This window comes from Agriterribacter sp., assembly GCF_035444585.1.
Classification (GTDB): Bacteria; Bacteroidota; Bacteroidia; order Chitinophagales; family Chitinophagaceae; genus Agriterribacter.
This window is the reverse complement of record NZ_DAOMOZ010000162.1, coordinates 1-11,163: the sequence shown is the minus strand read 5'-3', so window position 1 is coordinate 11,163 and position 11,163 is coordinate 1. Positions and strand designations below refer to the sequence as shown.

Genomic DNA, 11,163 nt, shown 5'->3' with positions numbered 1-11,163 from the left:
AGCTCACTTCCGCCGATATGAAAGGGTTTGGACTGGTTGATGATGTGGTACCTGAACCATACGGAGGGGCACACTGGAATTACGAAGAAACCTCGCAAACACTGAAATCATACCTTGTTCCGCTTATTAAAGAATTGCAATCCATTGACCCTGCGGTACGTGTGCAGCAACGCATTGAAAAGTACAGCAAAATGGGTTTCTGGGAAGAAGCTCCCGTATAGCGCAATTTTCAAACTACGGTAAAGAACAGGTAAACGTATGTGAAGGAGCAGTACCCCTTTGCTCAACCTGTACCTGAAACCTGTAACTTGCAACCAAACCATATACCAGCAATAAAGAAAGCAGCATGTCATTAAGAACACAACTCAGAGGAACAGGAGTAGCATTGATCACCCCTTTTCAAAAGGATTACAGCATTGATTACAAAGCATTGGATGCAATGATTGATCACATGATCAGTAACGGGGTAGAATATATCGTAAGCATGGGTACAACGGGAGAAGCCCCTACGATCAGCAAAGAAGAAAAGAAAAATGTGGTAGCGCATACACTTGCCAAAGTAGCCGGCCGCGTGCCGGTGGTAGTGGGCATTGGCGGGAACAATACGGCTGAAGCGGTGCAGGAATTAAGAACATTTGCACTGGATGAGGTCGTTGCAGTACTGAGCGTGAGCCCTTATTACAGCAAACCCTCACAGGAAGGGCTGTTTCAACACTATAAGGCGGTGGCCGCGGCCTCACCCAAACCCGTAATATTGTATAATGTGCCCGGCAGAACGGGACGTAACCTGACTGCAGCAACCACCATTCGCCTGGCCAGGGAAGTGCCCAATATCGCCGGCATTAAAGACGCGGCGGGCGATATGCTGCAAAGCATGCAGATACTCAAAAGCCGGCCGGATGACTTTCTGGTATGCAGCGGTGATGATACACTTGCGCTTCCCCAACTGGCCTGTGGCATGGACGGGATGATCAGCGTAATTGCCAACAGCATGCCCCGCAAATTTTCGGACATGGTACGTCTGGCATTGGAAGGCAAGTTAAAGGAAGCAAAGATCTTAAATGACGCTATGCTGGAAACATATGAAGTGTTGTTTGCAGAAAACAACCCTGCCGGCGTAAAATCATTTCTGGCTCACCTGGCACTTATTGAAAATGTATTGCGTTTGCCTGTTACTCCTTTGGGCGAAGCGCTGCATCAAAGAGCAAAGCAATTGCTGGAAGCCGATCCCACGCTGCGCTAAGAATGCCTGTCTTTCACGCGGATATATTTAATAAGACACGAACTATAGTGTTGTTTTAACCGTTATAACTTTCGGGGGTGCATTTCAAATTGTTTCCGGTTGATGGAGACACCACCGGGGCGGCCTGCCGTGGGCGGTGTACCACCGCCCGGATGAAGCAAAGCGATGCGGCAATTAGAAATGTACCTCTCGATAATCTTATATATTTGTCGAAATATTAAAGACACATCTCAATGCACTTGATAAAAAGGCTGCCGTTCACCGTTCTTTTCGTGGCATTATCCGCCACTGCACTGGCACAATCCGACCGGATTAGCCCGGGCGATAAACAATACCAGTTGTTAGACAGGCTTGATATAAAGCTGCAGAATGATTCCGTGCTGTCTTTCTCCACGGTTAAGCCTTATAACCGGAAAATATATACCGAACGGATAGCATATATAGATTCTTTAGACCAGGCGGGTGAGTTGCCCGTTGAGCTTTCTGCCGTAGACCGGCACAATATACAAAGCCTGCTCATGAACAATTCGGACTGGACAAAAGACAGGGGTGAATCTTTTCATACGCGCAAACCCATATGGAATACTTTTTTTAAAACGCCGGCTCATTTATATGAAATCCATTCTGATGATTTTACCTTAATGATTGATCCTGTGCTGAACCTGCAGGCGGGCAGATCTTCGGAGCTTGACAAAGCGATTTATACAAACACGAGAGGCATCAGGGTACGGGGCAATATTGGTAAAAAACTTGGTTTCTATACCTATATTACCGAGAACCAGGAAAGAGATCCTTTGTATGTTGACCGGTATGTAAAAAGGCGGATCGGTATTCCCAATGCCGGTTATTTTAAATTTTTACAGGGCGGAGGTTATGACTATTTTGATGGAAGGGGAGGCATAGATTTCGCAGCGTCTAAGTTCATCAATTTCCGTTTTGGATATGATAAACTGTTTATAGGCAATGGATACAGGAGCCTTTTGCTCAGTGATTTCAGCAATAATTTCCTGTACCTTCAAATGGATGTGCAGTTGCGCAAATTTGCATACAAAACGGTATACGCTGAGCTGATTGCGCCATTTGATCCTTCGCGCAACAGGGATACCATCCGGTACAAGAACTATATGGCTTTCCATCACCTGAGTGTGCAGCTCGCCCGCTGGCTCAATGTAGGTGTATACGAGAACGTGATCTATAATGGCAGAAATGGCATAGAGCTGAGCTATTTCAATCCGATTATTTTTTACAGGTCAGTTGAAATGCAGCTCGGCAGCGGAAGCTCAAAAGCTACGGTGGGCATTGATGTTAAATCTAATCTTTTCAAAACACTTCAGTTATACGGCAACCTGGTGATAGGTGAATTCATTTTAAAAGATATAAAAAACTATGGTGAAGGCAGTTGGTGGAACAAGCAGGCATTGCAGCTTGGAGGCAAGTATGTTGATGCATTGGGCGTTAAGAACCTGGATCTTCAGGCGGAGGTAAACCTTGTACGACCCTTTATGTATGCTCACCGCGACAGCAGTATCGGGTTCACGCACTACAATACCGAGCTGGCGCATCCGCTGGGCGCAAACTTCAAAGAATACATTGCTGTTTTAAAATACCAGCCGTTAAACAGGTTATATCTTACCGGGAAGCTGATGTATTATGAAAAAGGGCTTGATTCGGCAGGTGTAAATATGGGAGGGGATATTTTCCGGAGCTATGAAAGCCGTCCGCGCAACTATGGCTTTTTTATCGGCACAGGAACGCCTGTAAAATCCTTGCTCGCTTCCTTCTCCGCCACCTATGAGCTGCTGCAAAACCTGTTTATAGATTTCAGTATTGCCAACCGCAGCTATAACGTGCAGGCACAGCCGAAGCAGAATGAATTTTTCTTTACGGGAGGGCTGCGCTGGAATATAGGGAAAAGAACGTTTGAATTTTAAGCCGGACTCCGGCCACGCTCGCACATACATGGAATCATAATAACACAAAGCGCTATAAACAGTTGAGTTGATTTTTTTTGAAGCATCCTTGCGCCATCCCCGGCAGGAGTGTTCGGTTTAGGTGTTGGTTTATATCGCGGAAATTATACTACAAGCTAAAGCAGCAGTCCTTTATTTTTCAAATCCGCTCTGACAGGAAAAATTGATGCTTTCCTGCATCCGTATTTTCATCCGGATGCTCACGTTACAATACCGGTGAAGAGAGAACGATAACCCCCGGGTGGAAATAGCGTTTTCCGTATTTAGTAAAAATTTTTTCTTATCGGGATAGATGTGCATAACAATATTTATAAAGCTTTGCGACCGTAAATACAGGAGCAGTATGGTCTGAACGCTGCTTTACACCAAACCCAAATAATTAAAATAATAAAATGAAGAAGAAACACGCTCAATCTGCCGGGCTTACAGCTCCCTGGCTCTATGTTTTATTTACCGGATTGTTTACCATACTTTGTGTGGCGGGAACAGCGCAAACGGGTAAATTAAAGATCAGGGTTCGTTCAGAAAATGATCCCATACAGGGTGCCAGCGTTGTCATCAATGAAGGTGAAAAAAGCGGTATTACGGATGAAGATGGAGAATTTGAATGGAAAGATCTCCCTGCCGGCGCCTGTCATGTTAAGATTACAATGCTGGGATATAAAACTGAGACAAAAACGATCACTGTTCATGATCGGGAAAAAGCGCATCTTTATTTTTCGCTGCAAAGAGATTTTCTGCAGCTGCAGGGAGTTGAGATCACCGGGCGTAAGGAATCGGGATACAGGAATACCAATACCTTTACTGCTACTAAAACGGAAACGCCTGTTCGTTATATACCACAGTCTGTGAGCTATGTTACCAAAGAGCTCATCAACGACCAGATGGCTTTTAAGATGATGGATATACTGAAAAACATCAGTGGTGTAAGTCAGAATTCCTATACCAATAACAAGTATGTACTGCGCGGCTTCGAATCGGAGTCAAAACAAACCCTGGTCAACGGGCTGAAAACCTTTACCGGTGAGCGCTCTGCAGACATCCTTCCGTATGTAGAAAGAATAGAAGTGATCAAGGGGCCTGCCAGCGCCTTATTTGCCAACACCAGCCCGGGCGGAACGGTCAATACCGTTACCAAGAAGCCACTGGATGAAAACAGGAAAGCCGTAAACTTTTCTGTGGGCAGTTTTAAAACAATAAGGATTACATCTGATTTTACCGGGCCCATGAACCGGTCGCACACACTCCTGTACCGGCTGAACCTGGCCTACCAGACCGCAGGCTCCTTCCGGGCATTGCAGGATAAGCAGTCGTTTGTGGCAGCACCTTCGGTATCTTTCCTTCCCAACGATAAAACACGTATCAATTTTGACCTGGTGTACATTGATGATAATGGCCGCAACGATCGCGGACAACCTTCCTATTCACCGGTAAACGGTGTGAGGGATCTGTATGCCACACCGATAGGGCTTTCCCTTTCGCGCGTAAACGATTATGTGAAAGCCCGGAAGCTGTTCTCCACACTTTCCCTCCAGCATAACTTTTCCGATCATGTAGCTTTTAACCTGTCTTACCTTAAAGGCAGTTATCATGAAGATCTGCGGGAGCATCGTACTTCCAATACAAACGCGGTAGATGAAGACGGGAATGTAGTGCCCGACCTGATGGAAATGCGGTATAATTACCGGATAACGGATAATGCCACAGATAACCTGACCTCCTATTTTACTTTTAAGTTCAATACCGGTGCGTTGGAGCACCAGTTGCTTACAGGCTACGATTTTATACAAAGTGCAGACGGGCTGGGTAATACTACTGCTGAAGCACGGGGGTATCTTTCTGCCGACGGTAAGTCTGCTATCAATAAATATGATCCTTCCAAAAAAGACAGGTATCTTATTGTTGATGGCCGCCCGGTTCCCAATGTACCTTCGGTTGACCTGCACAATCCCGATTATACCATCTCGGATCCCAATAAATATATCAGCCTGTCTGTTCAGGACAAGCTGGGCAAATATTATACGCAGGGAGTATATATACAGGATCAGGTTAGCTGGAACAAATGGAAGGCGTTGCTCTCATTACGCCAGGAATATTACACCGACATCATGGATTACGGGAAGCCTGTTACCAGCCGTGTAAACCAGAAAGCGCTGCTTCCCCGGGTTGGCCTGGTATACACACCCGTAAACGCCGTCAGTCTGTATGGTACTTATGTGTACGGTTTCCAGCCGCAGGAAGCGGGTTATGTAGGCGATCCTTCCCGGTATGGTGGTCCGTTTGATCCGCTGGAAAGTGATATGATTGAGCTGGGTGTTAAGTCGGGATTGCTGGATAACCGGCTATCTGCCACCCTGGCGGTTTATCGTATTACGCAGAATAATGTACTGCAAAACGCCCATGATCCGGGCAACCCTGATCTGTTAAAGCAGATCGGGCAGGTGAAGGGAAAGGGTGTTGAAGTAGATATTTACGGGCGAATATTGCAAAACCTTAGCCTCACGGCCAACCTGGCCATTAACCGTACTGAAATTACCAAAAGTGAGGATAAATCTGAAATAGGGCTACAGGCTCCTAATGCACCGGGGGTGCAGGGAGGCTTCTGGGGAAAATATGATTTTACCTCAAAAACCTTTAAAGGTCTGGGCATTGCGTTGGGGGCAAATTTTCAGGCAAAACGGGAGTCCGGAGCATATGATGTAACGCTGCCGGGCTATTCCGTAGCTAATATGGCTGTTTACTATTCTATTGATAAAATAAGGCTTTCCGCCACTTTCAATAATCTCTTTAATAAAACATACTGGCTCGGCGCCGACTCTTTTGCACGGCTGTTCCCCGGCTCGCCCAGGAACTTCCTGGTGGGTGTAGGATACACGTTTTAGGCGCTATATTTTCGTGTAAACAAAAAAGATTCATGAGTACTTCAGCAGGATCATTCCATAATGTAGCTTATACGCGAACGCATCGTATACTTCACTGGCTGATCGCATTTACCTTTTTATATATGCTGCTAACGGCTTGGCTGCGGATGAACTGGATGAATAAAAATGTTATAGGTGAAATAGTAACGGCCAGCCTGAAAACACAGAACGTTCACCTGTCCGATAAAATAGCTGCCAACATCGGGCGGGCGGTTCGCAGGCCTATGTGGAATACCCATATTTATGCAGGGTATGTTTTGCTGCTGTTGTATGTGGTAAGGCTGGTGGTGATGCGGATAGAGGGTACTGTCTTCAGCAATCCATTTTCACGACAAATCAGCAAGAAGGAAAGATTCAGATCTGCAGTATACCTTGTTTTTTATATCTGTTTGGGCACTTCTCTGCTTACAGGGATATATATAGAACTTATAGGGAAAGTATATCCTGCAGTTTACAACGCTATGAAAGCGGTACATGTTCAGTCGCTGTACTATTCCGTTATCTTTATCTTTCTGCACCTGGGCGGACTGGTACTGGCAGAGCTGGGTGCGGATAGAGGGATCATATCCCGGATGATACATGGCAAACGCGGTTAATGTGCCTGAGGCGCTACAGCCTTTTCTGGCCCGAAATTTTAGCATATGGCTATGCAACGCTCTGCCTTTGTTGCCCGTTGTGCGAAGGCTACCCGATGTACGCAGCCCCGGCTGTCCGAAGTCTCCGGCTTCGTTGTTTCTATGTTCTTCCGGGACTGATCCCTGCAGAATGATGACCGTTTAAAAATAAGTCTTAAACGATAAACTCACGCTCAGCTCAGGGGTCTCATAGCCGTTCACAAAGCCGTTTTATGAAGATCCCGGCGCGACCCTGCGGGGAGCAGGTTCATGTTTTTTATGCATAGCGCTCCGCACAAATAAGGCTACTTCGGTAATTGAAACATCAGTGGCTGCCGCCTGAAGGCCCTGACGAGCCTGCCGTCCTGGTGGGCCGGCCGCCATTTGGGTGAATCTTTTATGAGGCGGATGGCCTCCTCATCGAGTGAATATTCAACAGATCTCAGTATCGTGATATCGCCGGTGGTTCCGTCGGTGTTTACTACAAACTGGAGCAGGAGGCTCCCTTCTTTTTTTAAATTTCTTGCGCGGTCGGGAAAGTTGATGTTTTTCTGAATGTACTTAACCCAGTCTTCGGTTCCTCCTTTAAATACCGCTTCCACTTCCCCCCAGTGTTTTTCTGCTTCGGATTTTTTCCTGTTCTCTTCTCTTTCAGCTTCTATTGATGCCAGATCCATTTGGATAGCCAGCTTTCCCATTTCATATTTTTCTTTCTTCCAGAGTGTAAATGAATCTGTATAATGATACCACCAGTCATTCTTTTTACCTTCGAAAGTATAGCCGGAAGAATCTATTTGTCCGTCTGTTCCATAATAAGTGAACGACCCATGCGCGATATTTGCTTCTTTGTCTTTGTAAGTTCCTATTGATAATAAAGGCCCGTCGAACTGATAATATCTCCATTCATACGCTGTATCTCCCAACTTTTGCTGGCTGGCCAGGTATTTGGCTTCTTCCAGCTTGCAACCTTTCCAGTTTTCGTCAAAAACATAGAAGGTTACATTCTTTTTGGATCTCTGGGCGTAGAGGCTGGTAGCGGCCAACGATATAACGAAGATCAACAGTGTTCTCATTCTGTATAGTTATAGATGGCAATTTAGATGATTTCCGCTTTACACGGTTTTTATTTTTCACTTCCGCTATATTCGCAGAACAAATAAATGGCACGCAATGAAAAAAATTATATTATTTGTTCTGCTATGGTGTGTCGGTTTCTATCGCCCAAATGGTACACAAGGTAACTAACACGCTGTACGAAGTCGGAGACTTCGTATTCCCTATGTTCTTCCGGGACTCTGTCCCGCAAAATGAATAGCGTTTGTAAAAGAGTAGCGTTGTAATCTTGTAGTTTCACTTCTCGCTTTCGGCCAACTTTAATCTCACAAAAATTTTGCTTAAGTTTGAATACACCATAAGTATTGCTACAATTGCTTTCCTATGCCAATTTCCATACAGGCCGACTATAGAGAGAACCCTTCCGGTATTCCGTAACTTCTTGCCGGGAATAAAGAAATATCATTGACTGTTCTTTGCCTGCCTGCAGGAGATTATATTATTAACCGCGCTATTGGAATAGAACGAAAATCGGCGGAGGATTTTGTACAGAGCATAATAGCCAATCGTCTGTTTGATCAAATAGCAAGACTGAAGCGGTCGGTATCGCGAACTTTGTTGGTGGTGGAAGGTAACCCTTATGCTACTGCTCATGAAATGCATTCTCATGCTATCCGGGGTGCCATATTATCTGTTTTGATCTCCTGGCAGGTGCCTGTTATATTTTCAAAGAGCAATGAAGATACTGTTGCATTATTGCTTACGATTGCCCGGCAGGATATGACCTTTTTACCGCAGATCGCTGCTTCGAAAAACCATCGTTCTAAAAAAATGGCAAACCGTCAATTGTTTTTTCTGCAGGGAATACCCGGCGTTGGGCCGCTGTTAGCGGCCAGGTTGTTAAAAAAATTCGGTACACTGAAAGCGGTTATCAATGCTACGGAAGAGGAATTAAAACAGGTTGAAGGTATAGGTGGAAATAACGCGAAGAAAATTTCTGGATTTATCAGTGCGCAATTCCCGGCTAACATTGGGTAATGAATTGGTTTAGAAAATATGCCGCCTCTCTATTTCAATATTCCGGGGAAGATGGTGGAAATATGGGCGGGTTTAAAGAAGTTTTTTAACTATCAGGAATGAGAAATAATAAAAAATTTTGAAGGAAGATTTGTAGATTTGATATAAGTTTTGTGAAATACAAGTTGGTGATCTTATGCCTGATGATACACAATAAAAATGCTGTTATGGAATTGATTATAGATCTTGACAATATACAGGACGCGTCAAAAAAGAAGTTTTTGCTTAGTACTTTAGAGTTTCTTGGCGTTAAGTTTAAAACCTCCGATAAGCCTCAAACTTTAGAGGAATATAATGAAGATATTGAAGCAGGTAATGCTGAAATTGAAGCGGGTGATTTTATATCTGCCGAAGATTTAAAAAGAGAAGCGGCAAAATGGTAGCCGTTTTGAGTAAGCGGGCAAGCGCCGAACTTGTAAAAGTCTATAAGTACATTTATAATAACTCTCCGCAAAATGCTGCAAAAGTCCGCGATGAGATAATTGATGTTACTATTAATCTTCCCAAACATCCTGAATTTTATCCTCCGGATAAATTTAAGAAAAATAATGATGGCAGTTGGCGGGCGTTCGAACTCCATAAATACCGGATATCTTATCGCGTTACGAAAACGGAAATACGAATAGTACGCGTAAGACATACGAGCCGATCGCCTAAGGGCTATTAGCGGGATTTACGGTTTCCCTATATAAAGAAATGAATAGGCTTGGGAGCGGCTTTAAAATAGTTTTTAAACAATAATGCTTATTCCCCCTGATTGAGCTTCATCTCTGTTCTTCTGCTTTACACAGCTTTTATTTTCCACTTCCGCTATATTCGCAGAACAAATACATAGCACACTTATGAAAAAAGTTATATTATTTGTTCTGTCCTGCTACAGTATATCTGTCTCTATGGCCCAAATGGTAACCAAAGTTACCGACCCGGTAGACTGGGTAAATCCGCTGATGGGCACCGATTCCAAACACAGCCTGTCTAACGGCAATACATACCCGGCCATCGCATTACCCTGGGGCATGAACATGTGGACGCCGCAGACCGGCAAAATGGGCAACGGGTGGCAGTACCAGTACAGCGCCGATAAAATAAGGGGATTCAAGCAAACCCATCAGCCCTCACCCTGGATGAACGATTACGGCCAGTTCAGCATTATGCCGGTTACCGGCACATTGCGTTTTAAGGAAGATGACCGTGCCAGTTGGTTCAGTCATAAGGCGGAAACGGTAATGCCCTACTATTACAGCGTTTATCTTGCCGACTACGATGTTACCGCCGAAATAACGCCAACGGAAAGAGCGGCCCGGTTCCGGTTTACTTTTCCTGAAACCGACAGTGCATATGTAGTGGTGGATGCTTTTGACAAAGGCTCATACATAAAGATCATCCCCGGTGAGCATAAGATCATTGGTTATTCCACCCGGAACAGCGGGGGAGTGCCGGACAATTTTAAAAATTATTTTGTTATTGAGTTCGATCATCCTTTCAGCAATGTAGCCACTTTTAACGGCGATAACCTGGATCTTACCCGCATGGAAGTAGAAGACGATCATGCCGGCGCGGTAGTGGCATTTAAAATCTTTAACAAAGGAGAACGCGTTAATGCAAAAGTGGCTTCCTCCTTTATAAGCCATGAACAGGCAGAGCTCAACCTGCGGGAGCTCGGTAATGATCCGTTTGAAACAGTTAAACAAAAGGGCCGCAACACCTGGAACAATACCCTCAGCCGCATTTTGGTGGAGGGCGGAACGGTAGACCAGGTGCGCACTTTTTACTCTACCTTATACCGCATGGTTTTTTTTCCCAACAAGCTGTATGAAAAAGATGTGAATGGCAATATCGTTCATTACAGTCCTTATAACGGGAAGGTATTGCCCGGCTACATGTTTGGCGGTACGGGATTTTGGGATACTTTCAGGGCCTTATATCCTTTTCTTAATTTAATGTTCCCTTCTGTTAATAAGGAAATGCAGGAAGGTCTTATCAACGATTATAAGGAAAGCGGCTTCCTGCCGGAATGGAGCAGCCCGGGCGCAAGACCGGTAATGATAGGCAACAATTCGGCTTCAGTGGTATCTGACGCCTATATTAAAGGACTTCGCGGCTACGATATACAAACTTTGTATGAAGCGCTGTTGCATGGAGCCAATAACGAAGGCCCGCACGGAACAGGGCGAAAAGGCGTTGAATATTATAACAGGATCGGCTACGTGCCTTACGATGTAAAGATCAAAGAAAATGCCGCCCGTACGCTGGAATATGCCTACGACGACTTTACCATATATCAA

9 protein-coding genes and 1 pseudogene are annotated in these 11,163 nt (G+C 44.9%); 9 read left to right on the top strand and 1 reads right to left on the bottom strand.

The window, feature by feature from the left end; genetic code table 11:
• The 5 genes and pseudogenes from PLH26_RS15785 to PLH26_RS15765 form a co-directional block, all read left to right on the top strand.
• Positions 1-221: pseudogene (locus tag PLH26_RS15785) on the top strand (acetyl-CoA carboxylase carboxyl transferase subunit alpha); the annotation flags it as partial.
• A gap of 125 nt (positions 222-346) precedes the next feature.
• Complete coding sequence (gene dapA, locus PLH26_RS15780) at positions 347-1,243, top strand: 4-hydroxy-tetrahydrodipicolinate synthase (protein WP_324586994.1); 897 nt, start codon at positions 347-349, stop codon at positions 1,241-1,243.
• 233 nt (positions 1,244-1,476) lie between these two features.
• The gene (locus PLH26_RS15775; RefSeq protein ID WP_324586993.1) at positions 1,477-3,174 is read left to right on the top strand and encodes a hypothetical protein; all 1,698 of its coding nucleotides are present in this window, start codon (positions 1,477-1,479) and stop codon (positions 3,172-3,174) included.
• Positions 3,175-3,605: 431 nt separating this feature from the next.
• Positions 3,606-6,095: a TonB-dependent siderophore receptor gene (locus PLH26_RS15770; RefSeq protein ID WP_324586992.1), complete on the top strand. Its 2,490-nt coding sequence runs from the start codon at positions 3,606-3,608 to the stop codon at positions 6,093-6,095.
• A 32-nt stretch (positions 6,096-6,127) separates the two neighbouring features.
• Entirely contained in the window at positions 6,128-6,730 is a 603-nt protein-coding gene (locus PLH26_RS15765; protein ID WP_324586991.1) for a cytochrome b/b6 domain-containing protein, read from the top strand.
• A gap of 323 nt (positions 6,731-7,053) precedes the next feature.
• Here PLH26_RS15765 and PLH26_RS15760 read toward each other — a convergent pair whose 3' ends face one another.
• Positions 7,054-7,821: an energy transducer TonB gene (locus tag PLH26_RS15760; RefSeq protein ID WP_324586990.1), complete on the bottom strand. Its 768-nt coding sequence runs from the start codon at positions 7,819-7,821 to the stop codon at positions 7,054-7,056.
• A 445-nt stretch (positions 7,822-8,266) separates the two neighbouring features.
• On the opposite strand from PLH26_RS15760, the gene PLH26_RS15755 reads away from it, so the two are divergent.
• From PLH26_RS15755 to PLH26_RS15740, 4 genes are all read left to right on the top strand, one after another.
• A complete protein-coding gene (locus PLH26_RS15755) occupies positions 8,267-8,839 on the top strand; it encodes an ERCC4 domain-containing protein (RefSeq protein ID WP_324586989.1) in 573 nt (190 codons plus the stop codon).
• Between the two features lie 206 nt (positions 8,840-9,045).
• The gene (locus PLH26_RS15750; RefSeq protein WP_324586988.1) at positions 9,046-9,261 is read left to right on the top strand and encodes a hypothetical protein; all 216 of its coding nucleotides are present in this window, start codon (positions 9,046-9,048) and stop codon (positions 9,259-9,261) included.
• The gene (locus PLH26_RS15745; RefSeq protein ID WP_324586987.1) at positions 9,255-9,545 is read left to right on the top strand and encodes a type II toxin-antitoxin system RelE/ParE family toxin; all 291 of its coding nucleotides are present in this window, start codon (positions 9,255-9,257) and stop codon (positions 9,543-9,545) included. Before PLH26_RS15750 ends, PLH26_RS15745 begins: the two co-directional genes overlap by 7 nt.
• Positions 9,546-9,720: 175 nt before the next feature.
• Positions 9,721-11,163: GH92 family glycosyl hydrolase (locus PLH26_RS15740; protein WP_324586986.1), on the top strand; the 1,443-nt coding region annotated here is incomplete at its 3' end.

Excerpts from the sequence above, each read along its gene's own strand:
- dapA (WP_324586994.1), top strand. The coding sequence starts at position 347 with ATGTCATTAAGAACACAACTCAGAGGAACAGGAGTAGCATTGATCACC.
- PLH26_RS15775 (WP_324586993.1), top strand. The coding sequence starts at position 1,477 with ATGCACTTGATAAAAAGGCTGCCGTTCACCGTTCTTTTCGTGGCATTA.
- PLH26_RS15770 (WP_324586992.1), top strand. The coding sequence starts at position 3,606 with ATGAAGAAGAAACACGCTCAATCTGCCGGGCTTACAGCTCCCTGGCTC.
- PLH26_RS15765 (WP_324586991.1), top strand. The coding sequence starts at position 6,128 with ATGAGTACTTCAGCAGGATCATTCCATAATGTAGCTTATACGCGAACG.
- PLH26_RS15760 (WP_324586990.1), bottom strand. The coding sequence starts at position 7,821 with ATGAGAACACTGTTGATCTTCGTTATATCGTTGGCCGCTACCAGCCTC.
- PLH26_RS15750 (WP_324586988.1), top strand. The coding sequence starts at position 9,046 with ATGGAATTGATTATAGATCTTGACAATATACAGGACGCGTCAAAAAAG.
- PLH26_RS15745 (WP_324586987.1), top strand. The coding sequence starts at position 9,255 with ATGGTAGCCGTTTTGAGTAAGCGGGCAAGCGCCGAACTTGTAAAAGTC.